16 protein-coding genes and 1 pseudogene are annotated in these 26206 nt (G+C 42.2%); 14 read left to right on the top strand and 3 right to left on the bottom strand.

The window, feature by feature from the left end; translation table 11 throughout:
* Positions 1 to 7 precede the first annotated feature (7 nt).
* The 13 genes and pseudogenes from HMPREF9009_RS05770 (at position 8) to HMPREF9009_RS05830 (ending at position 21333) form a co-directional block, all read left to right on the top strand.
* Positions 8 to 1927 (top strand): RagB/SusD family nutrient uptake outer membrane protein, encoded by a 1920-nt coding sequence (locus HMPREF9009_RS05770; protein ID WP_004322390.1) that lies wholly within the window; start codon positions 8 to 10, stop codon positions 1925 to 1927.
* Positions 1928 to 1950: 23 nt separating this feature from the next.
* Positions 1951 to 3273, top strand: a complete 1323-nt coding sequence (locus tag HMPREF9009_RS05775; protein WP_032811971.1) for a glycoside hydrolase family 76 protein — start codon at positions 1951 to 1953, stop codon at positions 3271 to 3273.
* A 25-nt stretch (positions 3274 to 3298) separates the two neighbouring features.
* Positions 3299 to 4441: a DUF4972 domain-containing protein gene (locus HMPREF9009_RS05780; RefSeq protein WP_004322386.1), complete on the top strand. Its 1143-nt coding sequence runs from the start codon at positions 3299 to 3301 to the stop codon at positions 4439 to 4441.
* A 22-nt stretch (positions 4442 to 4463) separates the two neighbouring features.
* Positions 4464 to 5930 (top strand): DUF4972 domain-containing protein, encoded by a 1467-nt coding sequence (locus tag HMPREF9009_RS05785; RefSeq protein ID WP_049702269.1) that lies wholly within the window; start codon positions 4464 to 4466, stop codon positions 5928 to 5930.
* Positions 5931 to 6162: 232 nt separating this feature from the next.
* Positions 6163 to 7422 (top strand): glycoside hydrolase family 76 protein, encoded by a 1260-nt coding sequence (locus tag HMPREF9009_RS05790; protein ID WP_049701687.1) that lies wholly within the window; start codon positions 6163 to 6165, stop codon positions 7420 to 7422.
* 55 nt (positions 7423 to 7477) lie between these two features.
* On the top strand, positions 7478 to 9955 hold the full coding sequence (locus tag HMPREF9009_RS05795) for a glutaminase domain-containing protein (protein ID WP_008024234.1): 2478 nt from the start codon (positions 7478 to 7480) through the stop codon (positions 9953 to 9955).
* A 12-nt stretch (positions 9956 to 9967) separates the two neighbouring features.
* Positions 9968 to 12250, top strand: a complete 2283-nt coding sequence (locus tag HMPREF9009_RS05800) for a GH92 family glycosyl hydrolase (RefSeq protein WP_008024238.1) — start codon at positions 9968 to 9970, stop codon at positions 12248 to 12250.
* A gap of 113 nt (positions 12251 to 12363) precedes the next feature.
* A pseudogene (locus HMPREF9009_RS05805) lies at positions 12364 to 13725 on the top strand (glycoside hydrolase family 125 protein); the annotation flags it as partial.
* A 144-nt stretch (positions 13726 to 13869) separates the two neighbouring features.
* Complete coding sequence (locus HMPREF9009_RS05810) at positions 13870 to 15000, top strand: aldose epimerase family protein (RefSeq protein ID WP_004299540.1); 1131 nt, start codon at positions 13870 to 13872, stop codon at positions 14998 to 15000.
* A 214-nt stretch (positions 15001 to 15214) separates the two neighbouring features.
* Positions 15215 to 16609, top strand: a complete 1395-nt coding sequence (locus HMPREF9009_RS05815) for a retropepsin-like aspartic protease (protein WP_049701688.1) — start codon at positions 15215 to 15217, stop codon at positions 16607 to 16609.
* A gap of 302 nt (positions 16610 to 16911) precedes the next feature.
* Positions 16912 to 18126, top strand: a complete 1215-nt coding sequence (locus tag HMPREF9009_RS05820; RefSeq protein WP_232305845.1) for a retropepsin-like aspartic protease — start codon at positions 16912 to 16914, stop codon at positions 18124 to 18126.
* A 37-nt stretch (positions 18127 to 18163) separates the two neighbouring features.
* Complete coding sequence (locus HMPREF9009_RS05825) at positions 18164 to 20218, top strand: beta-L-arabinofuranosidase domain-containing protein (protein WP_049701689.1); 2055 nt, start codon at positions 18164 to 18166, stop codon at positions 20216 to 20218.
* Positions 20219 to 20244: 26 nt separating this feature from the next.
* Positions 20245 to 21333, top strand: a complete 1089-nt coding sequence (locus HMPREF9009_RS05830; protein ID WP_008024250.1) for an acyltransferase — start codon at positions 20245 to 20247, stop codon at positions 21331 to 21333.
* A 182-nt stretch (positions 21334 to 21515) separates the two neighbouring features.
* On the opposite strand, the gene HMPREF9009_RS05835 is transcribed toward HMPREF9009_RS05830, so the two are convergent.
* Positions 21516 to 22859 (bottom strand): VapE domain-containing protein, encoded by a 1344-nt coding sequence (locus tag HMPREF9009_RS05835; RefSeq protein WP_049701690.1) that lies wholly within the window; start codon positions 22857 to 22859, stop codon positions 21516 to 21518.
* A 313-nt stretch (positions 22860 to 23172) separates the two neighbouring features.
* A complete protein-coding gene (locus tag HMPREF9009_RS05840; protein WP_049701351.1) occupies positions 23173 to 24465 on the bottom strand; it encodes an ISAs1 family transposase in 1293 nt (430 codons plus the stop codon).
* Positions 24466 to 24784: 319 nt separating this feature from the next.
* Here HMPREF9009_RS05840 and HMPREF9009_RS05845 point away from each other — a divergent pair, with 319 nt between their 5' ends.
* Positions 24785 to 25420: an HU family DNA-binding protein gene (locus tag HMPREF9009_RS05845; RefSeq protein WP_049701691.1), complete on the top strand. Its 636-nt coding sequence runs from the start codon at positions 24785 to 24787 to the stop codon at positions 25418 to 25420.
* Positions 25421 to 25659: 239 nt separating this feature from the next.
* Here HMPREF9009_RS05845 and HMPREF9009_RS05850 read toward each other — a convergent pair whose 3' ends face one another.
* Positions 25660 to 26127, bottom strand: coding sequence for a hypothetical protein (locus tag HMPREF9009_RS05850; RefSeq protein ID WP_004299546.1), 468 nt, complete (start codon positions 26125 to 26127; stop codon positions 25660 to 25662).
* Positions 26128 to 26206 lie beyond the last annotated feature (79 nt).

A 26206-nucleotide genomic window follows, 5' to 3' on the forward strand; every position in this document is an offset into this window, starting at 1 on the left:
AAAGATAATGAAAAAATATAATTATATAATCGTAAGTTTGCTGGCGTGTCTCTTGACGACATCTTGTAATGACTATTTTGACCAGGTGCCTGATGACCGTTTATCACTCAAGGAGATTTTCACAACCAGAGATGGAGCCTTGCGGTATCTTTCGAATGTATACACATTCTTACCGGATGAATTTAACCAACGTCAGGTGCATGAAACAAGTCTGTACCGTACTCCCGGTCCTTGGACGGGCGCTAGCGATGAGGCGGAGTGGACAAATGACAAAAAGGAAAAACTGATAAATAACAACTCTATCGATGCGACTGAAGGAACAATGGTATTATATCGCTGGAAGAGTTGGTTTTCAGGTATTCATGAAGCGGCAGTATTTACAGAAAATGTAGATCAGGCACCGCTGACTGTTACAGAAAGAAATCAATGGAAAGCGGAGGCAAGAGCTTTGCGGGCGATCTATTATTTTTATTTAGTACGTACTTATGGTCCGGTTCCTTTGCTTGAAAAGGATTTTCCGATGGATACTCCGAGTGATGAGTTGCAACTCTCGCGCAATACGGTAGATGAGTGTTTTGATTTTATCGTATCAGAACTGAAAGGTGCACAAAACGATGGTTTATTGGACGATGCTTCTACCGACAAAGTGTCCGGATATGGCCGTATTGACAAGGCGATTGCACAGGCGTTTATCATTGAAGCATTGACTTATCGTGCCAGCTGGTTGTTTAACGGAGAGTGCACTTACTATTCAGGCTTGGCTAATACGGACGGAACAAAGCTGTTCCCTAACAAACCGGATGAAGCTACCAAACGTGCCAATTGGCAGAAAGTGATTGATGAATGTAACACTTTCTTCTCTAATTACGGAAGTCGTTATCATTTGATGTATACCAATAAGGACGGTGTTGCTGTTTCCGGTCCGGACTCGGAAGGATTCAGTCCGACGGAATCTTATCGCCGTGCAGTAAGAACCTTGTTTTCTGAAATGGGTAACAATAAAGAAATGATTTTCTACCGTTTGGATAATGCTGCCGGAACCATGCAGTACGACCGTATGCCGAATAGATCCGGTAATACGACCAACTATAGGGGTGGTAGCTTGTTGGGAGCAACCCAAGAAATGGTAGATGCCTATTTCATGTCAAACGGAGAATCCCCTATTTCCGGTTATAGTGCTGACGGTGTCACTCCGATTATCAACGAAAAATCCGATTATGTAGAAGAAGGAGTCTCTACAGCAGAATACAAAGGAATAGACGGTACTTTATATGCACCGGTAGGAACCAGAATGATGTATGTTAATCGTGAACCTCGTTTCTATGCAGACATAACCTTTAGTAATTCAAAATGGTTTGAAGGAACAGAAGGCGGTTATATAGTAGATTTCACTTATAGCGGAAGCTGTGGTAAGGAACAAGGTAGCAATGACTATACGAGTACAGGTTATTTAGTACGTAAATGTATGGATTCCGGTGACCGTAACCAGAATCTGGTTTGTGTGCTCTTGCGTCTGACTAATATTTATTTTGACTATATCGAAGCGCTTGCTCATGTCAGCCCGACTCATGAAGACATCTGGACGTATATGAACATGATCCGTAAGCGTGCGGGCATTCCGGGCTACGGTGAAACAGTCAATCTGCCTAAACCGACTACAACGGAAGAAGTCATGGAGCTGATTCGTAAGGAGAAACGCATTGAGTTGAGTTTTGAAAACTGCCGTTATTTTGATGTACGTCGCTGGGGATTGGTAAATGAGTATTTCAACAAGGCAATTCACGGTATGAATGTCAATTATGACGGAAATGAATTCTTCAAGCGTACGGAGATTGTGAAGCGTATTTTTGACCGTCAGTACTTCTTCCCCATACCACAGGGCGAAATTGATATTGATAAAAACTTGGTTCAGAATACAGGATTCTAAATACTGATTATAAAATAGAAATGATGATGAAACAATATATTTTCTCTGCAGTTTGTCTCATGTCCGGTGTCCTTTGTATGTCCTCTTGCAATGAGGATAAACAGGCAAAGCCATATACTCCGGATTACGAGATTGTACCGGAGTATACCAATGCGGATACCTGGACTGCCTATGAAGCATTTAATGATAACTTACTGGACCCCGATAAGAATATTTATAAAACAAGTACCGCTTATACTGCTGCTACCGACCGTAATAACGGAGCTGCCGCTATCTGGTGCCAACCGATCTATTGGGATATGGCTATGAACGCATATAAACGTGCAAAAGCGGAAGGAGATACGGAAAGAGAAAACAAATACAAGCAGTTGTGTGATGATTTGTTTGCCGGAAATAAAGCACATTATGTAAACTTTGATTTCGACGATAATAATGAGAATACCGGCTGGTTTATCTATGATGATATACAGTGGTGGACCATTACTTTGGCACGTGCTTACGAATTATTTAAAGTGGAAGAGTATCGCAGTCTGGCAGAAGCAAGTTTTGCACGTGTATGGTACGGTTCTCCCCGCGTAGGTGATACGGGTTCTTATGCAGATCCTGAAAAGAATTTGGGTGGAGGTATGTTCTGGCAATGGCAGCCTATCGGCAATCCGAATGAAAATGCTGCCGGTGATGGTAAGATGGCTTGTATTAATTTCCCGACTGTGGTAGCTGCATTGACCCTTTATAACAATGTTCCTGCCGATCGTGTGGCTGATCCGAATCCGGAAAGCTGGAGTAATAAGTACGGTGATTTTACCCGTCCGCATTATGAAACGAAGGAAGCTTATCTGGCAAAAGGAAAAGAAATCTATGAATGGGCTGTGAAGAATTTGGTAGACAGCAATACCGGAGAAGTTGCCGACAGCAAGCATGGTGAAGGCAATCCGGCATGGTCGGACCATGTATACAATCAGGCCACTTTTATCGGAGCTTCGTTATTGCTTTATAAAGCTACCGGTGAGAAAACATATTTGGACAATGCAATTTTGGGAGCTGACTATACAATGAATACCATGTCCGGAACGTATGATTTACTGCCGTTCGAGAGTGGCGTGGAACAGGGTATTTATACCGCTATCTTTGCGGAATACATGGCCATGCTGGTAAATGATTGTGGCCAGACCCAGTACGTACCGTTCTTGAAACGTAACATTAATTACGGCTGGGCTAATCGCGACCGGACACGTAATTTGTGTGGTGGCGAATATCATAAGGCACAGATAGAAGGCGCTACTATTGACAGCTATAGTGCATCCGGAATACCGGCATTGATGTTGTTGTTTCCGGCAGATAAATAATTGTAACCCATAAAAAAGAAGAATAATGAATACGAAATATTCAAATTGGAAAATGTGGTATTATGTGTTATGCATGGTACTGACACTTCAATTGGCGGCTTGTTCTGAAGAAACGCATGACGAGTATACTGCGGCTCCTGAAATAGAAGATACCTATATCGACCAACTGGATGCATTGATTGCTGAAATGACCGATTTGCAGCAAAATTCAGACTACGGAGATAAGAAAGGACAGTACCCCACCGAAAGCCGGGCAATTCTGACAGATGCGATAGATGATGCCAATCGTGCGGTACTTTTAATCAAATATCAGCAACCCTCTCCGTCGGAAAGTGAGAAACAACGCTATGTGGCAGAAGCCAAGGCGTCTATAGAACAGTTCAAGAGTACGATCCGTACAGAAGATGCTGAAACAACACCGGCTGAACTGTTTGTGGACGGACGTGGTGATGGTGGTTCTTATATCGATTTCGGACGTAGCGAAGAATATGTCAATTTCGGAACCGAAGGAAATCAAGCCTTTACTGTTGAGTTTTGGGTGAAAGTAACCAAAGGTGGTGGAAAAGACCAGAATGTGTTCCTGTCAACTTACATGGGCGGTGACGGATGGCGTAACGGCTGGATGATGTACTGGCGTAATGCGGACGGTGGTATTTATCGTGCAACTTGGGGCGAAACAGGAGGAAATATCTGTGAACCGTCACTAAAGGCACCGGAAGATGGAGAATGGCAACATTTCTTGTTTGTGTACAGTGATAAAGGCTTGCCGGGCAGTCCGGAGCTTCGTGCGAAATTATATGTGAACGGAGAAGTGAAAACAACCGAAGGAAGCGTGGGTAGCAGATTCTATAATTCAAGCAACTATGCCAACTATAATGCCCCGATGACTGCTTTCGGACGTTATATGCGTACCAGTGATAATCTGTTTGAAGAAGGCTTTGCCGGTTATATGAAAAAAATCCGTATCTGGAAGAGCGCAAAGGATAACGAATATGTTCAGAATTCTTATAACGGAACGGCTGAAGTGACGGGTAAAGAAGCAGATTTGGCGGCAGCATGGGATTTCATGACCAAACCTTCCGGTTCAGGTAATGAAGTAATAGACCTGACAGGCCGTCATACTGCTAAGATTATCGGTACTTACGAGTGGCAACGTATTGTTGAATAATAATGTAAAAACGATGAAAAACATGAAATGTTTAACTAATAAATGGAGAGAGGGAGCAATGCTCCTCTCTTTCCTCCTGATTTCTTGTCTGGCAGGGATATTTACCGCTTGTGACGATATTGAAGACGAGTATATAACAGATACACAGTTGAGTATCTTGCAGGAAAATCGTGCGTCATTGAACTATTTATTGAAGAATTCAACCTACGGAACTGCTCCCGGGACATATCCTGAAACCGGAAAGGATATATTAAATGCCGCTATTACCGAGTTGGATGCACTGATAACACGAGTAGAAGCTGGTGAGGAACTGGATGAAACAACTTTGGAAACTGCTGTAGCAAAGGTAAATCAAGCGATTGACGAGTTTAAAAATTCAAAATATTACAATCTGTCTCCGGAAGCACAGCAATATATCAATAATTTACTGGCAAAGGCGGATGAAATACTTGCAATCGTTAATGATGAAACGAAGTGGGGAAATCATCAGGGACAATATCCGGTAGAAAATAAGTCGGTTTTGGAGAGTGCAGCTAAAGACTTGGAAAGTCTGGCTGAAAGAATCAAATCCGGTTCCATCACAGATATGACGCAGGAGATTTATGATGAGGCTATTGCTGCTGCCGATAAGAAAGTAGAAGAGGTAGAAGATTCTGCATGGCCGGATAACAGTCAGATTACCTGGAATCTGTTTGTAGACGGAAATGCCGGTTCCTATATAGACTTTGGTTATAGCGAGGATTATGTGAAGTTTGGAGAGGATGACAATCAGGCATTTACGATTGAACTTTGGGTGAATATTAAAGAATATTGCAATAGACAGGGAGAAGACAACTGTACTTTCCTTTCTACCATGACCAACGATCCTTATTGGAGCGGATGGCGCGCACAGGATCGTACGAAGGGATTGTTGAGAACAATGGTTGCTCACTGGCAAGATAATAATCATACAAATCCACAAGAATGGGAACCGGGATGGAAAAAGTCGGACAACTGGACCAAAGATCGTTGGACGCATTATGCATTCCTCTTCAGGGATAAGGGACTGCCGGGATTTGATACTCCGACAGATGTGAAGTGTTATTCCATGATTGACGGTACGAGGCAAGGAGATCCTATTCGTGTGGGTGAGTCTTGGAGAACGTATATCAATGAACAATCCATAGCCAATCAGATTCGCATGACGGGATTCTGTATGATGGACAAAAATGGAAATCGTAACGAATGGTTCTCCGGTTACATAAAGAAGATACGTATCTGGAAAACAAACCGGACAGAAAATCAGGTATATGCTTCTTATATGGGTAATGAAGAAGGTGTAAGTGCCGATAATCCGAATTTGGTAGAAGCCTGGGATTTTGAAGTGAAAGGTGATCAGCCTACTCAAAGTGCTACCAGCACAATAACAGGTTTGAAAGGCCATACGGCAACATTGGTTGGTGATAACTGGCAATGGATTGAATCCACAGATATTACAGATAACAAATAATTGTTTACCGGAATGAGTTTTCAATAGGTAGATTAAATATTCCCCTTATCTCTGTCATAAGGACAGAGTGAGGGGGAATTATTCTCCAATAACCCTTTATTAATCCTTTATTTTTATTGTAGAAAAGTGTTTTGGTCTGTATTTGTTCTTTATTGAATAAATATTATCGTTTTTTTTCAGCTATTTCTGCAATCTTTGTAACAGGAAAAATACTATAAACTTATAAACTATCATGAAAGGCAAAATTCTTTTAGCTCTGACACTACTATTGGGAGCATCAACTACTATATGGGCAGTCGGCAATTCAGGAAAAGCAAACCAGAAGAAGCACGCATATACGAACGAAGATGTATGGGCAGCTTATGAAGGATTTAACAATACACTACTAGACTCCAATAAATATATTTACAAGACAAATTCGTCCTATCCGAGTGCTGTTGACCGTGGCAATGGAGCAGCGGCTATCTGGTGTCAGCCTATTTATTGGGATATGGCAATGAATGCCTATAAACTGGCAAAGGCACAGAAAGACAGAAAGAAGACAAGTTATTATAAAACACTCTGCGAGAAAATATTTGCAGGGAACAAAGCGCAATATTGTCAGTTTGATTTTGATGATAACAACGAAAATACCGGCTGGTTCATCTACGATGACATCATGTGGTGGACTATCAGCCTGGCACGCGGCTACGAGCTTTTTGGAGTGGATGAATATCTGAAACTTTCGGAAGCCAGTTTCAAACGGGTATGGTATGGCTCGGAAAAGGTAGGTGATACAGGCTCGTATGACAAAGAAAACGGAGGTATGTTCTGGCAATGGCAACCCATTCAAAATCCGAAACCGAATAAATTCAGTGATGGAAAGATGGCCTGTATCAACTTTCCGACAGTTGTTGCAGCATTAACCCTCTACAATAACGTGCCTGAAAATAGAAAAGAATCGACCGACAAACGGCCGGATTATCAGACGAAAGCTCAATATCTTGCCAAAGGTAAAGAAATCTATGAATGGGGAGTGGAAAATCTCTTGGATAAAGCAACAGGAAAGATTGCCGATAGCCGTCATGGAAATGGCAATCCTGCCTGGAAAGCACATGTCTATAATCAGGCAACCTTTATCGGAGCTTCCATACTGCTTTATAAGGCGACCGGAGAGAAACGTTATCTGGACAATGCTATTCTGGCAGCAGACTATACAGTGAAAGATATGTCTGCAGAACATAAAGTGCTACCTTTCGAAGGTGGTATTGAACAGGGTATCTATACTGCCATCTTTGCGGAATATATGGCATGGTTGGTGTATGATTGCGGACAAACCCAATATCTCCCATTCCTGAAACGTACCATCAAAACAGGTTGGGCAAACAGAGATAAGACACGGAACGTATGTGGAGGCGAATACTATAAAAAGTTGCCGGAAGGTGCGGAAATCGACAGTTATTCTGCTTCCGGTATACCGGCATTGATGCTTTTGTTTCCGGCTAAGAAATAAATAGAAAACGACGGAATTTGCGTAAAATAGATTAAATAAACAGGTGATTTAAATTATGAAACAACAACTGATGATGCTGTTACTGGGAACAGCTTCTGTATTTTGTAGCTGTGAGACCCAGGTAGAACAGCACGAGAAGAATGAATTACGTGCTCCGGCATATCCGCTGGTGACAATTGATCCTTATACTAGTGCATGGTCTACTACGGACAATCTATACGACAGTCCTGTAAAACATTGGACAGGCAAGGATTTTTCTTTACTTGGTGTTGCAAAAGTAGACGGACAAACCTACCGTTTCATGGGAACGGAAGAACTGGAACTACGTCCTTTGGTAAAGACATCCGAACAAGGTAGCTGGACAGGAAAGTATACCACTCAACAACCTGCTGACGGATGGCAGAATGCCGGATTCAATGATAAAGCCTGGAAAGAAGGCGAAGCTGCCTTCGGAACCATGGAGAATGAACATACAGCTAAAACCCAATGGGGTGAAGAATTTATCTGGGTACGCCGGGTAGCTGATATTCAGGAAGATTTGACAGGAAAAAATGTATATCTTGAATTCTCTCACGACGATGATGCTATTATTTATATCAACGGCATCAAAGTGGTAGATACAGGTAATGCTTGTAAAAAGAACGAACGGGTGAAACTGTCGGAAGAAGTAGTAGCTTCTTTGAAACCGGGTGAAAATCTGATTGCAGGTTATTGTCATAACCGGGTAGGAAACGGACTGTTGGATTTCGGATTGCTGGTAGAACTGGACGGTTACCGTTCTTTCCATCAAACAGCGCAACAAACTTCTGCAGATGTACAACCCATGCAGACTTATTATACATTTACTTGTGGTCCGGTAGATCTGAAACTGACATTTACCGCTCCTATGTTCATGGATAATCTGGACTTGTTGTCACGTCCTGTCAACTATATCTCTTATGAAGTAGCCTCCAATGACGGAAAGAAACATCAGGTTGAATTGTATTTCGAAGCATCTCCGCAATGGGCAATCGACCAACCTCACCAGGAATCTGTTGCCGACAGCTTTACTGACGGCGATTTGTTATTCCTTCGTACCGGAAGCCGCAATCAGGAGATTCTGAAGAAAAAGGGTGATGATGTTCGTATCGACTGGGGACATTTCTATCTGGCAGCTGAAAAGGAAAACAGCACATCTGCAATCGGTGACGGCAGAGAGCTGCGCAAGAACTTCGTAGCCAATAAACTGGAAGCTCCTACCACAAACGGTTATGATAAACTGGCTTTGGTACGTTCATTGGGCGAAACACAAAAAGCTGATGGCCACCTGTTGATCGGGTATGATGATATTTATTCTATCCAATACTTTGGTGATAACCTGCGTCCTTACTGGAATCGTGAGGGCAATGAAACGATTGTTTCCCAATTCCAGAAAGCAGAGAAAGAATACAAGACACAAATGAAGAACAGCGCTGCTTTCGACAAGAAGCTGATGGAAGAAGCTACTGCTGCCGGTGGACGTAAATATGCCGAACTTTGTGCATTGGCTTATCGTCAGGCCTTGGCTGCACATAAACTGGTACAGGCTCCGAACGGTGACTTGGTATTCCTTTCTAAGGAGAACTTCAGTAATGGTTCCATCGGAACAGTCGACCTGACTTATCCGGGAGCTCCGTTGCTTTTATACTACAATCCGGAATTGGTGAAAGCTACCATGAACCATATCTTCTATTATAGTGAAAGCGGAAAATGGACGAAACCATTTGCTGCACATGATGTCGGTACTTATCCATTGGCTAACGGCCAGACTTATGGCGGTGATATGCCGGTAGAAGAATCGGGTAATATGGTAGTGTTGGCTGCTGCCATTGCCAAGGTAGAAGGTAATGCAGATTACGCACAGAAACATTGGGAAACCCTGACTACGTGGACAGACTATCTGGTAGAGAACGGACTTGATCCGGCCAACCAACTTTGTACCGATGACTTTGCAGGTCACTTTGCACACAATGCCAACCTTTCTATCAAAGCAATCATGGGTGTTGCTTCATACGGTTATCTGGCAGATATGCTGGGCAAAAAAGATGTGGCTGAAAAGTACACACAGAAAGCGAAAGAAATGGCTGCCGAATGGGTGAAAATGGCTGATGATGGTGACCACTATCGTCTTACATTTGACAAACCGGGAACATGGAGCCAGAAGTATAACCTGGTGTGGGATAAACTGTTGAATCTGCAAATCTTCCCTAAAAATGTTGCAGAAACGGAAATAGCTTACTATCTTTCGAAGCAAAATAAATATGGTCTTCCGTTGGATAACCGTGAAACATACACAAAGACCGACTGGATCATGTGGACAGCTACATTGGCAAATGACAAAGCTACCTTTGAGAAATTTATCGAACCCGTATATCTGTTTATGAACGTTACACCTAACCGTGTTCCGATGTCCGACTGGGTATTTACAGACGAACCGAATCAAAGAGGCTTCCAGGCACGTTCCGTTGTAGGTGGATATTATATCAAAATGCTTGAAGGAAAACTGATTAAATAAAACAAAAATACCATGAAGAAACTAGCTCTATTCGCTTTTACGTTACTTAGTGCATGGGCTATGACTGCAAAAACAATTACCGGACCGGTGGACTATGTTAGTCCGCTGGTTGGTACGCAGTCAAAGCACGCATTATCTACCGGAAATACTTACCCTGCCATTGCGCTGCCCTGGGGAATGAACTTTTGGGTTCCGCAGACTGGTAAAATGGGCGATGGATGGGCCTATACGTATGACGCTGACAAGATCAGAGGATTCAAACAAACCCATCAGCCAAGTCCCTGGATCAATGATTACGGTCAATTTGCCATCATGCCGATAACCGGTAAGGCAGTATTTAATCAGGATGAGCGTGCCAGTTGGTTCTCTCATAAAGCTGAAACGGCTACTCCTTATTATTATAAAGTATATCTTGCCGATCATGATGTAGTGACCGAAATTGCTCCGACAGAGAGAGCGGCTGCTTTTCGTTTCACTTTCCCCGAAAACGACCACTCTTATGTAGTGGTAGACGCCTTTGATAAAGGCTCGTTTGTGAAAGTAATCCCTTCGGAGAACAAGATTATCGGTTATACCACTAAAAACAGCGGTGGTGTTCCTGCCAACTTTAAAAACTACTTTGTACTAGTATTCGACAAACCGTTTACTTATACGGCTGCCGTAGCCAGTGGTGTGATTGACACCAACAAACTGGAAGCGACAGACAACCATGCCGGTGCACTGATCGGTTTCAAAACCCGCAAGGGCGAACAGGTAAATGTGCGTGTGGCTTCCTCTTTTATCAGCCCTGAACAGGCGGAACTGAACTTGAAAGAGCTGAGTACGGACAACATTGAACAGATTGCAGCGAAAGGCCGCAAGATATGGAATGATGTTTTAGGACGTATTGAAGTGAAAGACGATGATATTGATCATTTGCGTACCTTCTACTCTTGTTTGTATCGTTCAGTATTATTTCCCAGAAGTTTCTACGAGATAGATGCTAAAGGAGACGTGATGCACTACAGCCCTTATAATGGTGAAGTACTTCCGGGATATATGTTTACCGATACCGGTTTCTGGGATACGTTCCGTTGTCTTTTCCCATTCCTTAACCTGATGTATCCATCCATGAATACAAAGATGCAGGAAGGATTGGTGAACACTTATAAAGAAAGCGGATTCCTGCCGGAATGGGCAAGTCCGGGACACAGAGGTTGCATGGTTGGAAACAACTCCGCTTCCGTAGTTGCCGATGCCTACCTGAAAGGATTGAAAGGATACGATATCGAGACATTGTGGGAAGCCGTGAAACATGGAGCGAATGCAGTGCATCCGAATGTTCGTTCTACCGGACGATTAGGACATGAGTATTACAATAAATTGGGATATGTACCTTATAATGTAGGTATTAACGAGAATGCAGCCCGTACACTGGAATATGCATACGATGACTGGTGTATCTATCAATTGGGTAAAGCCTTGAAGAAACCGAAAAAAGAGATTGAAATCTTTGCAAAGCGTGCAATGAATTATAAGAATCTCTACGATCCCGAACACAAACTGATGCGTGGTAAGAATGAAGACGGTACGTTCCAGTCTCCGTTCAATCCGTTGAAGTGGGGGGATGCCTTTACGGAAGGTAATAGCTGGCATTATACCTGGTCGGTATTCCACGATCCTCAAGGTCTGATCGATTTGATGGGTGGTAAAGACGGATTCAACCAGATGATGGATTCTGTATTTATCCTGCCTCCGATTTTCGATGAAAGTTATTATAGAGCCGTTATTCATGAAATCCGTGAAATGCAGATTATGAACATGGGCAACTATGCACATGGCAACCAGCCGATTCAGCACATGCTCTATATGTACAACTATTCCGGCCAACCCTGGAAAGCGCAACATTGGATTCGTGAAGTGATGGACAAACTTTATACCCCTGCTCCCGATGGTTATTGCGGTGATGAGGACAACGGCCAGACTTCTGCCTGGTATGTATTCTCGGCAATGGGATTCTATCCGGTATGTCCGGGTACGGATGAATATGTTTTGGGTACTCCCTACTTCAAGGAGATGAAGCTGCATCTGGAAAACGGAAAGACGGTGACTATCTCTGCTCCGAATAACGGAGACGATAAGCGTTACATTTCATCAATGACATTGAACGGTAAAGAATATACCAAAAACTATCTGACTCATCAGGATTTGTTGAATGGCGCTAGCATTTCTTTCAAGATGGACGCGAAACCCAATCAGCAACGTGGTACAAAAGAGTCCGATTTCCCTTATTCTTTCTCTAACGAATTTAAATAGAAGAAGTAATCATGAAGAAACAGATCAAATATATCAGTGCAGGTATGCTGGCAGGTATGCTTCTCTGTGGCGGGCAGTTACAAGCCTCCAACCGTATGACGGAAATGCATGTATGTCTGGCGGATGCTATTCAGAAAGATAACCGCCCGGAAATATCCAATCGTTTGTTCCGTTCCAATGCGGTAGAGAAGGAGATTCTCCGTGTACAGAAACTTTTGAAGAATGCGAAGTTGGCATGGATGTTTACCAACTGTTTCCCGAATACACTGGATACAACCGTACATTTCCGTAAAGGAAGCGATGGCAAACCGGATACGTTCGTATATACGGGTGATATTCATGCTATGTGGCTACGCGACTCCGGTGCACAGGTATGGCCTTATGTGCAATTAGCTAATGCGGACCCTGAACTGAAAGAAATGCTGGCAGGTGTTATTCTCCGCCAGTTCAAATGTATCAATATCGATCCGTACGCGAATGCTTTTAATGACGGCGCTATTCCTGACGGTCATTGGATGAGTGACCTTACAGACATGAAACCGGAGTTGCACGAACGTAAATGGGAAATTGATTCCTTGTGTTATCCGTTGCGCTTGGCCTATCATTACTGGAAGACTACCGGAGATGCGAGCATATTCAACGAAGAATGGATTCAGGCAATCACTAATGTACTGAAAACATTCAAAGAGCAACAACGCAAAGACGGAGTAGGTCCTTATAAATTCCAACGTAAGACGGAACGTGCACTGGATACTGTGAGCAATGACGGTCTGGGAGCACCGGTGAAACCAGTCGGTTTGATTGTTTCCAGTTTCCGTCCTTCGGACGATGCTACTACGCTTCAGTTCCTGATACCTTCCAATTTCTTCGCTGTATCTTCGTTGCGCAAGGCTGCCGAGATTCTGGAGACGGTAAATAAGAAGACAGCTTTGTCTAAAGAATGTAAGGACTTGGCGCAGGAGGTGGAAACAGCTTTAAAGAAATATGCGGTGTATAACCATCCTAAATATGGTAAAATCTATGCATTCGAGGTAGATGGTTTTGGAAATCATCATCTGATGGACGATGCCAATGTGCCGAGTTTGCTTGCGATGCCTTATTTGGGTGATGTGAATGTAAACGATCCGATTTATCAGAATACCCGCCGTTTTGTGTGGAGTGAGGACAATCCTTACTTCTTTAAAGGCAAGGCAGGCGAAGGAATCGGCGGACCGCATATCGGTTACGATATGGTGTGGCCGATGAGTATTATGATGAAAGCCTTCACAAGTCAGAATGATGCTGAAATCAAGACTTGCATTAAGATGTTGATGGACACGGATGCTGACACCGGCTTTATGCACGAATCTTTCCATAAGGACAATCCGAAGAAATTTACCCGTGCATGGTTCGCCTGGCAGAATACTCTTTTCGGTGAGTTGATTTTGAAGCTGGTTAATGAAGGAAAGGTAGATTTATTGAATAGTATACAGTAATATGCTGACATAGTAAATTGAACGCGGATAACGCGGATGATGCGGCTCTTTTTCTGATGCAAAATTAGAAAAAACGCGTTATCCGCGTCGTCTGCATCTAAATATGAATAGCTGAAAACTAATATTAAAAAAAACAATTGTATCATGAAAAAGTTATGTGTATGGGCAGTTGCCGCCCTTTTAATGGCAGCTTGTACTCCGAAAGCTGAAAAGGCTACAGATTCCGGTTTATTGCAGAGTAAATTCCAGACAGAAGTAGATGGAAAGAAGACTGATTTGTTCACTCTGCGTAACAAGAACAACATGGAAGTTTGTATAACGAACTTCGGTGGACGTATTGTTTCAGTGATGGTTCCCGATAAAGACGGACAGATGCGTGATGTTGTTCTCGGTTTCGATTCTATTCAGGACTATATCAGCAAGCCTTCGGATTTCGGTGCGACTATCGGACGTTATGCCAATCGTATCAATCAGGGACAGTTCACCTTGGATGGGGTAGAATATCAGCTTCCCCGCAATAACTACGGTCATTGTCTGCACGGCGGACCGCAAGGATTCCAATACCGGGTGTTTGATGCAGAATTGTTGAATCCGCAGGAATTGCAGTTGACTTACCGTGCAGAAGACGGTGAAGAAGGTTTTCCGGGAAACATCACTTGTAAAGTGGTGATGAAACTGACGGACGATAATGCCATCGATATTCAATACGAAGCGGAAACAGACAAACCGACGATTGTAAATATGACTAACCACTCTTATTTTAACCTTGAAGGTGATGCCGGCAACAACTCCGGTCATTTGTTGATGGTGGATGCGGACTATTATACTCCGGTGGACAGCACCTTCATGACAACTGGCGAGATCGTTCCGGTAGAAGGAACCCCGATGGATTTCCGCACCCCGACTCCGGTAGGCGAACGTATCAACGACTATGATTTCGTACAGCTGAAAAACGGCAATGGTTACGATCACAACTGGGTATTGAACACGAAAGGCGACGTAACCCGTAAATGCGCTTCTTTGAAATCACCGAAGACTGGTATCGTACTCGACGTTTATACTAATGAACCGGGTATTCAGGTATATGCAGGTAATTTCCTCGATGGTTCGCTGACAGGAAAGAAAGGCATTACTTACAACCAACGTGCTTCCGTATGTCTCGAAACACAGAAATATCCGGATACTCCGAACAAACCGGAATGGCCGTCGGCTGTACTTCGCCCGGGCGAAAAGTATACAAGCCAATGTATCTTCAAATTCTCTGTAGACAAATAATGGATTTATGAATCAGCTCCCTGCTCTCGGTTGCCAATTATTTATTTCGGAATATATTCATAGGCAGCTATTTGTGAGGCTTTATTACGGCCTTCCGTCTCTTATTGGGACTGTTCTCTACAATATATTTCTATGGTTTACGGGAGTAGGGGGATTGATAAGTCTGTTATCGGGCAGCTCTTTTTCAAAAGATGGAAATGGAAATCAATAATTTATGAGATACTGGAAAACATATTATATCATCTGTCTTATATTTATGCTTACTCCGCTTACATTATGCGGACAGGTAGATGCAGAACGGTTACAGGAGCTGGACAAGCTAATGTTTAATGGGAGATATTTTGAATCAAAAGAGCTGTATAAGAATCTGTCTGATACGACAACTATCCCTTCTGATTTAGATTTGTTCTATAAATTTAGGATGGCACAGTTTTTGAACAAGACGGATAGTGCTGTTTACTATTTGGAGAAGTATATACCTTATTATTATGAGGATTGTGGAAATCAAGTGTTAATTCTTTATTCTATGTTGTTTGATGCATACATTGAACTTGGGTATAAAGATAAGGCACTATGTACTTATCAACAAATGAAACAGCTTTGGGATGAAAGTCTTTCAAATATAAATGGTAAAGCGTATGAGGGGTGGCAAACTGATATTAAAAATTTTTTATCCTATGCTGAAAGTGCCGTGAATTCGCCTCCTATAACAATGAAACGGAGCAATACATCTTCTTTTGTGGATATAAAAGGACATGACAAACCTGTTTTTCAAGCAAAGTATAATGGGATATCACAGACTACTATCTTTGATACAGGGATGCAACCTTACTGTTTTTTGAGTAAAAAGTTAGCCGAGGGGATGGGGATTCGATATGACAGCATTGAAAGGAATAAAGTAGTGGTGAATGAGACTTTGGTTTGTGTCCGAAGTATTATCGATTCTATTGAAGTCGGAAATATCACCTTTTATAATATTCCTACCCTTATCTATAAGGAATCTGAAAGTATTCCGTATGTATCCAGTTCATTAAGGAAGAAGAGGCGGATGAAGAAGGCTTTAGATTCGGTGCGTACATGGGTGGCGGAGCGTGTATGTCTTGGGCTACCGATCATGAAGTTGATAGGGAAAATACAGACTGATTATGATCATAATAGAATGTGTTTCCCTGTTTCAGATGTCACTCTTTCCAAGGAAGCAAATATTTATGCATACGAAAAAGGGCTTTATATGCGTATAAAACTTAATGACATTGATTTTACGGCTAATCTGGATACTGGATCTGGTGAATATATTGAAGTTGATTCTGCATTTTATGAAAAACATCAGAAAGAGATGCCAATTGGTTTTGTAATGAAAAAGAATAGGTTTGGAGTAGCTATGGTACATCAGGCGCGGATGTCCTCATATAAATCATTAAAAAATCCTGTAATTATATTTGATAACAAATTAATGCAGCCTCCGACTATAGATGATGAGGTAAGGGTATATTCTGTTAAATCTATAGCACCACTCTTTGATGGATTTGTAGGATATCGTTTTTATCGAAGCATAGGAAAGAAAGTGCTGCTGGACCTTGATAATATGCGTCTTGAAGCAGTGCAATGAGAGTTGGGTGTTTTTATGTATAAGTTGATGCCAAATAAAGCTCACTGGATAATGAGATAGCCTATAAAAGAAAGAAAATGTAAATCAATAGTAGTATGAGATATCGTAGGTCATATTATATCATCTGTCTTATTTTTATGCTTACTCCACTTACATTACATGGACAGGTCGCTGTTGAACGATTACAAGAGTTGGACAAGCTAATGTATAATGGAAGATATTTTGAATCAAAGGAATTGTACGAGAATCTATCAGAGACAACGACAGTCCCTCCTGATTTAGAGTTATACTATAAATTTCGAATGGCGCAATTTTTAAACAAGACAGACAGTGTCGCTTACTATTTAGAGCAGTTTATACCTCACCATTATGCAACTTTTGGGGAGAAAACACTTGTTTTTTATTCTAATTTGTTTGATGCGTATATAGAACTAGGGGATACGGATAAGGCATTGGATACTTATCTGCAGATGAAACGAATTTGGAATGAAAGTCTTACAAAGACAAATACAGGCGGAAAAGAATATGAGGAATGGCGAACTGCTACAGAGAATTTTTTATCCTATGCTGAAAATGCAGTGAATCTGCCTCCTATAAAAATGAAACGGAACGAAACGTCTTCTTTTGTTGATATAGAAGAAGGTGATAAGTCTGTTTTCCAGGCAAAATATAATGGAATATCACAGAACACTATCTTTGATACAGGGGTGGGACCCTACTGTATCCTAAGTAGAAAGTTGGCGGATGGGATGGGCTTTAGATATGACAGCATTGACGAGAATAAAGTAACGATCAATGAGAACTTGATTTCTGTCCGGAGTATCATTGATTCTATTGAAGTTGGAAATATAACTTTTTACAATATTCCAGCCTTCATTTACTCGGACACCGCGAGTGTTCCATTTGTATCCGGTTTATCAATTAAGAGAAGAAAGAAGAGGAAGAAGGCTCATACTGTTGTAGATTCGGTGCGTACATTGTTTACGGATTGTGTGTTTCTTGGACTGCCGGTAATGAAATTGATAGGGAAGATACAGACTGATTACGAACATAACAGAATGTGTTTCCCCGTCTCTGTGCCCAATGCTCACCTTTCTAAAGCCCCCAATGTTTATGCATACAAATACGATTTGTATATGCGTATAAAACTTAATGGAACTGATTTTACGGCTCATCTGGATACGGGTTCTGATGAATATATTACAGTAGATTCTGCATTTTACGAGAAACATCAGAAAGAACTGCCGATTGGTTCTACCAGTAAAAAGAATACATTCGGGGTAGCTATGCTGCATCAGGCACGGGCGATCACATATAAAACGTTAAAAGATCCTGCAATAATATTTGATGATAAATTAATGCAGCCTCCTGGTCCGGAAGCTGTAAAAACATATCCTCTTGGCCAAATAGTTCCCGGTATATTCTTTGATGGAGTTATAGGCAATGGCTTTTATCGGAGAATAGGAAAGAAAGTGCTGCTGGACCTTGACAATATGCGTCTTGAAGCAGTGCAATGAGAGTTGAAATAATCTAAATGAGAATAGAATAGACGAAATGAAGAAAAATAAAACGAAAGGACTTTTTGCATCGATAGTGCTTGGAGTGGCGGTTACAGCTTGTGCGTCTGCTTCTTCTAGTGGTACGGTGACGGTAGTGGACCGACCGGACATACAGTCCGTCAATACCAATTATATCGGGTATCGCGCTCCGCTTCGACCGTTGAATTTTATAAAGTTGCCGGTAGGTAGTATTCAGCCTGAAGGCTGGGTGAAGAAGTATCTGGAGTTGCAACGCGACGGTCTGACCGGACACTTGGGAGAAATCAGCGCTTGGCTGGAAAAGGATAATAATGCCTGGTTGACAACCGGTGGCGATCACGGCTGGGAGGAAGTCCCTTACTGGCTCAAAGGGTATGGCAATCTAGCATATATCCTGAATGACCCGAAGATGATTGAAGAAACCAAATATTGGATTGAAGGTGTATTTGCCAGTCGCCAGCCGGATGGCTATTTCGGTCCGGTCAATGAACGTAACGGCAAACGCGAACTTTGGGCACAGATGATTATGCTCTGGTGTCTGCAATCTTATTATGAGTATTCTCAAGATCAGCGTGTCATTGACCTGATGACGAATTACTTCAAGTGGCAGATGACTGTTCCCGATGACCAACTTCTGGAAGATTATTGGGAGAAAAGCCGTGGCGGTGACAATATCATCAGTATCTACTGGCTTTACAACCATACTGGGGATGCTTTCCTGCTCGAATTAGCCGAGAAGATCCACCGTAACACAGCCGACTGGACAAAATCCACCTCCTTACCTAACTGGCACAATGTAAATATCGCCCAATGTTTCCGTGAACCTGCCACTTATTATATGCAGACCGGAGATTCAGCGATGCTGAAAGCTTCTTATAATGTCCATCATCTGATACGGCGTACTTTTGGACAGGTTCCCGGAGGTATGTTCGGTGCGGATGAAAATGCTCGTCTGGGATATATCGATCCCCGACAGGGAGTGGAAACCTGCGGCTTGGTAGAACAAATGGCTTCCGATGAAATCATGCTTTGCATGACAGGAGATCCCATGTGGGCGGAGCACTGTGAAGAAGTGGCGTTCAACTCTTATCCGGCTGCCGTGATGCCGGACTTCAAGGCATTGCGTTATATCACTTGTCCGAACCATGCTGTCAGTGATTCGAAGAATCATCATCCGGGCATTGACAATCGTGGCCCGTTCCTTTCGATGAATCCTTTTAGCAGTCGTTGCTGCCAACACAATCATGCACAGGGCTGGCCTTACTTCACCGAACATCTGGTACTGGCAACTCCCGACAACGGAGTGGCAACAGCTATTTATGCAGCTTGCAAAGCTACAGTGAAAGTGGGTGACGGCAAGGAAATCACTCTTCACGAAGAGACAAATTATCCTTTTGAAGAAGGCATTGCCTTCACTGTTTCTACCGATGAAAAGGTTGCTTTTCCATTTTATCTTCGTATTCCTTCATGGACTCAAAAGGCGGAAGTGCGGGTGAATGGCAAGAAGGTAAGTGCAGCTCCTGTAGCGGGAAAATATCTTTGCATCAATCGCGAGTGGGCGAATGGTGACCGTGTGGAATTGACTCTTCCGATGTCTTTGTCTATGCGTACCTGGCAGGTCAATAAAAACAGCGTAAGCGTAGATTACGGACCTTTGACTTTGTCTCTCAAGATTGCAGAGAAATATGTAGAGAAAGACAGTCGCGAGACTGCTATCGGTGATTCAAAATGGCAGAAAGGTGCTGATCCCCAGAAATGGCCTACTACTGAAATCTATCCGGATAGCCCCTGGAATTATTCATTGGTATTGGATAAGAAAGAACCTTTGAAGAATTTCAAGGTCATCCGTAAATCCTGGCCGGCTGACAACTATCCTTTCACAGTAGCCAGTGTACCTTTAGAAGTAAAAGCTATCGGTCGTCCGGTTCCTGAATGGAAGATAGATGAAACAGGACTGTGTGGCGTATTGCCGGAAGAAGATGCGGTGAAAGGTGATAAAGAAGAAATAACATTGATCCCTATGGGTGCGGCACGGTTGAGAATCTCTGCGTTCCCGAACACAAAAGAATAAATTAATAACTAGAAAACTTAGAATAAATGAAACGTATTGTTTTTTTAGATTACATCCGTGTGTTTGCATGCTTTCTCGTCATCCTTGTTCATGCCAGTGAGAATTTCTATGGTGCTCCCGGATCTACTGATATGGCAGGTCCGCAGTCTTTTCTAGCGAATGAAGCAGACCGGCTATGGGTATCAGTATACGATGGCTTTTCACGTATGGCAGTACCTCTGTTCATGATAGTCTCCGCCTTCCTGCTTGCACCGATGAAGGAAGGGCAGTCTATGTGGCAATTCTATCGCCAGCGCTGTCTTCGCATTCTTCCACCGTTCTTCATATTCATGCTACTGTACAGCACTCTACCTATGTTGTGGGGACAGATAGACGGAGAAACATCTATGAAGGACTTGTCGCGGATATTCCTGAATTTCCCGACGCTAGCCGGACACTTGTGGTTTATGTATCCTCTGATAAGCCTTTATTTGTTTATCCCAATTATATCCCCATGGTTGAGAAAAGCCACGGCTAAAGAAGAACGTTTCTTTATAGGGCTGTTCGTGTTGTCAACCTGTATGCCTTATCTCAATCGTTGGTGCGGTGAAGTGTGGGGACAATGTTTCTGGAATGAATACCACATGTTGTGGTACTTCTCCGGTTATCTGGGCTATCTTGTTCTAGCGCATTACATTCGTGTACACCTTACCTGGAACCGTTCCAAACGTTTCATTATAGGAACTATTTTAATGGTGATCGGTGCTGTATGGACTATTTATTCATTCTATGTGCAGGCTATACCCGGCGAACTCCATTCCACACCTGTAATAGAAATAGGATGGGCTTTCTGTACCATTAACTGTGTGCTTCTCACAACGGGTACATTCCTTATGTTTACATGTATCAAACGTCCGCAAGCTCCCAAGTTGGTGACGGAAACATCGAAACTTAGCTATGGCATGTATCTTATGCACATATTCTGGCTCGGACTGTGGGTGACTGTGTTCAAAGATACATTGGCGCTTCCCACTGTTGCCGCTATACCATGTATCGCAGTGGTTACGTTTATCTGTTGTTTTGTAACAACTAAGATCATTTCGTTTATACCGGGCAGTAAATGGATAGTAGGATAAATATCCGGAAACAATAAGATTTTGAATAGATAATCAAGTTTTTCCTGATTTTCTATTCAAAATCTTACTGTTTATAGCTTATTTCCCTCTTAATGTCCTCTTTTTCTTTTCACCTCTTTCACCCCTTTGTAAACAGTTCTTTCCCAGCTTCTTACGGGTGAACCCTCCCTCTGTTTGGAGCTTTATGCCGCTTTCATCGGTTTCACCAAATATACATTCCCATATTTGGTATGTTTGCGGGTGACCCCTGCCGCAAGCAAAACTTGCGCGAACGTAGCCGGATTACTTCCTCGCATGGCAGCGGGGTTATACATCTTCAGTTTCCTGAATATGTCCGAAGCCGAGAGCCGTTCGCTTCCCTCTTCATCATCTTTAGCTATCCGGAAGCAGGCATGAAAGACTTCCTCTGCCGGACACGGATGATAAAAAGCAGCATTGTGGCGTTGCAGTTCCCGTTCCTCTTCTTTGGTGAACCAATAGCGGATGCCGGAGAGCAGTTCAGCTTTCAGTTGGGCATAGATCTGATCGTGCATGATCCCTTCGCAATCGATCAGATGTTCTGCTTCAATGCAGATGAATCGCCGGCTACCGGTGGGATCGGTGAGCAAGTCAAAACGGTTGCTTGTACCGATGAAAGAAGCGATGCGCGGCAAGTTGCGGAAATTCTTTTGATAAGCTTTGCAGATATTCAGGTTTGCCATTTGCATCAGATTTTTCAATAATGGCATTTGCTGCGTTCCGTACTTGTCAAATTCATCCATGTTCAGAAGTCCCATTTCGGCAAGTAATCTTTCCGGTTTTCCTTGTGCAGACAGTTTCAGGTTGTCCATGTAATAACGTGACAGTGCCGGCGGCATCAGTGCCTTGCAAAATGTGGATTTTTGTCGTCCCTGCTCGCTGCTGACAAGTATGGGGGCTACGCTGTTGGCATGTATTCCCGTCATGCCTAACCATTGGGCGGTGAGTCCCAGCATCCAGGTATGGAAGCTTTTTATCCAGAGCTGATTGTCAGAGACACGCTGCGCCAAAGCCTCCAGTCTGTCTGTCCCATCCCAGCCGGGCAGTTCTTCCATGTAAAGCCGGAAAGGATGGTATTCAGGAATACAAGTGGAATAGATGTAACGGCTCAAGTCTTTATCCCAGCAGGATATGCCCTGGTCGTGTGCTTCCATGCAGAAAGTGTTCAGTTCCCGCTTACTTACAGGTTCGAAAGGAACGGCACGTTTGTTGGCAGGACGATATTCCGTTTCTTCCGTCAATAGGTTGTAACGAAAATCATACTGTTTTTGCAGGAATGTACGTACCTCTTGGGTTAATCGGACCGGTTGTTTTCGTTCTGTCTCTTTCTCCCTTTCAGTAGGCGGTGCAGCGTCCGGTAGGGGAGCAGTATATATATCTTCATGACATTTTAGCGTTTTCTGTGGCTCTTTGTCTGTTTTCTCAACTGCATCTTCTTTGTTCTCCTTCATTTGAAACAATTTTAGTTCCTTCAAGACCTGTCTCCATATCAATGTTATTGCATTCATTATTTTTTCTATTTTTAAGTGATTAAAATCGGTTTATTGTTCAGCGCTGATACTGCGAATGTACTATAGGATGATATCGGTTTGCAAGTATTTCTCCGGAAAAAATATAAATTTCTACGTACCTGAAGAAGTCGGCTTCTTATCGTCCTTTTCTCTATTTTTTATCGTATCTTTGACGAAGAGTTATTGTTGATTCACTTTCGTGGTCCAATCAAATGACAAGAGTGATTTAATTGGATAACGAGTGTGATTTAAATGAACCACGGTAGTGGTTTGATAATAAACTTAAAGTTTTTCAGGGAAAACGCACGAGTTAAAACGCTTTAATAAAGTTGTTTATCAAATTAGTTAGATACTCATCACTCCATCCAGCCTTCTTCCTTTTCCTATTGACAGAAGTCTTCTTGTCTTCATCCTGATAATTCTTCAAAATGGTCAATGCCATTTTAGTTAAAGTGGAAAAGTTTTGTGCCGAATTCATCATTTTTCTTCCATCATCTTCATTAAATGTAACATCCAACTGCCAATGCAATCCATTTTCTACCGCCCAATGCTTTCTCTTATATTTAAGAATAAGCTCTGGATTGTTCACTAATGAAGAGATGAAACAATGTTTCTCATTCTGTATTTCCCCTGTGGCTATATTTATTTTCTCGGTCTTTATTATTCCATAAGTCCTAAGATTCTTCCAATCGCGATAACAGAACCCTAATCTACTGGGTTCAGAGCAGGATATGCAGGTCCTTGTCACCATAAATCCATGACCTTCTGTGGTTTCTTCAGCTCTTTTGATAAAATCATTTTCTCTTCCGGAAATTAGCAAGTACTCCGCATCGTTTTCGATATTTTCCCTTAGTTTTAAATGATTATCTTTCACCTCTAAAAGATAATCGGCTTGTTTCTCTGTTATTTTTTCTACAATCTTCTTTTGGGTGCCAAGTGCATCGATGGTAACTACATCTCCTTGTCGTATATCAATGTCGTCCAGTAATTTGGGTATTGCTACTATTTCATTCTCTTTTATTGAGACCCGTTCCTGCCCTAATGACAGACTCATATCAGAAAGAAAGGCACTGACAATATGAAGTTTGGCTGATGCTGCCTGCTCCTTTGTTATTTTACCCGCCGACTCTTGTACCAGTTTATCAGCATTGATGGCACCACAGATCGTTTTCCCGTCAATAGCTATATGTCTATTCGTATAAAGATCATTACCCTCACCTATTTGAACTTTCGACCAGTCGCAATCTTCTATGGACGGTGAATCACCTCTCATATTACAGGCCCATTCTCTGTAACAACTCTCTAATCTTTCTGTTTTTATGATACAAAAAAATCGGCGTAATGTATCATGTGAGGGGGTAGTTTCTAAATCCGGTATGAATCTCCTAAGAAAATCTTTCTTATAACGGGCGAAGTCTGCTATATCATTCCAACTCTGACAATCACAAAAAACACCCGATAAAGTGACAAGCATTATCAATTTGCCCGAATAAGTGACTTTATTCTTTTCACGTGGGTCTATTGTATCAATAGCTTCAGACATACTAGCCATATGACGTGCCAATTCGTCATTTATTAAAAAATCCTTTGCAATCTTATCCATTACTGTTTATTATTTAGACGTGAAGATAATGAAATACCAGAATGAATACAATATAAATAATCAATATATCAATTGAAGAAGCCCGAAGATTAAAAAGGATGAAAGCAATAGGTGGCATGACCATGTAAAGTTGTGACACGTCTATATGAGGAAAAGTAACTAGGAAGACTTTATTTATTATTAGATATACAAGAGTATTGCCATTAAATAAGTTTTGAGAAGAGAAGGGAACTATTGATTATTAAACAATTAGCACTCGTGCGTTTTCCCTGTAAAGTTTTTACATGAAATATATTCACTATCAAAACGTTAACTACTAATGGCTATACTTTACGATTGGTATGAGAATCCCGGTGAGTCCGACGATTCGGAAGAGAAAGGTTTGCATCCCCGCATTTTTTTGAATGGTAAGGTGGGAACGGATAAACTGTGCCGGATGATTCACGGACGCAGTTCGCTTTCCGTAGGTGATGTAAAAAATGCGTTCGAGATGCTTGCCCAAATTTGTGGTGAAGAACTACGTGAAGGACGCGAGGTACATATCGAGGGGCTAGGCTATTTTGCCCCTATTTTGAGGAGCACGCAAAAGGTGACCCGCAGTACTAAAAACAAATGGTCGAAGATGGAACTGAAAACAATCGGTTTCCGTCCGGATGCTCGCCTGCGGGGTGAATTGGTAGGTGTCAAAGCTAGCCGGAGTAAGTATGCGCGCCATTCGGAGTCTTTGTCGGAGGTGGAGATAGATATGCGGCTGAAGGAATATTTCGCCGATCATGACGTAATGCTTCGTTATGATTTTCAGGAAGTATGCTGCATGACACGGACTACGGCGAATCGTCATCTCCGGCGATTGCTGGAAGAAGGTAAATTGCGAAATATCGGCAAACGTATGCAGCCGATTTATGTGGCTGCAGCGGGTTATTACGGGGTATCTCGTGATGTGCTCCGGCGGTAAATGGAAACGATTTGAGTAAGCGTCGATTTGAAGTGTGTCGGTGAAAATGGTGAAAGCGTGATAGAAGGGCTTTTGCATGGTCGCTTTCACCCGCTTTCCTGCTCTGGATGGAGGTTTCGGGAAGAAGGTGAAAGTGGTGAAAGATGTAGTCTTATAGATGATTTACTTTCATTATTTGATTGAATAGTAAGGCTTTTTTAGTTATCTGTTAAATTGATAATATATCTGCTTAGAGGGGATTATTTAATAGCATCGAACTTCAGTGTCCCGTTTACGTCGATAATTTTCAAAGTACGGTTACCCTTTATTCCCATATCAATGAAATTGACCTTGTATAAACCATTTCCCAATGCAGTTACTGATGTTACTTTAGATATGTCGCTTGGTCCGTCTTGCATACCTGTTCGGAAGTTCCATATCGCATATCCTTCGCCGTCATACTCGTAGTTATCTTTCAGCTGCTTTTGCAATTTGGCTGTACAATGCTTTTTTACTGCCGGAACATAATTCTTTGCTCCAAAAACGTAGTTTGCGTAGAAATCTTTGATGAACTGAATGGTTTTGGTATTGTCCACTTTAGGTGATTGTAGAATAATGGCAGTCCCATTGGCGAGAACAGCCTCATTGTCGAGACAACAAGCTTGAATTTGTATGGGTTGTAGGGCAAATCCTAGATGAATGATATATAAAAATAAAATCTTTTTCATATTCGTATATTATGTATTTTGAAAGTCTTATTTAGATTTAGCGACCTATTGCAAAGATAGCGTTAATTACGAAAAATGA

The organism is Bacteroides sp. 3_1_13, assembly GCF_001185845.1.
Taxonomy (GTDB): domain Bacteria; phylum Bacteroidota; class Bacteroidia; order Bacteroidales; family Bacteroidaceae; genus Bacteroides; species Bacteroides xylanisolvens.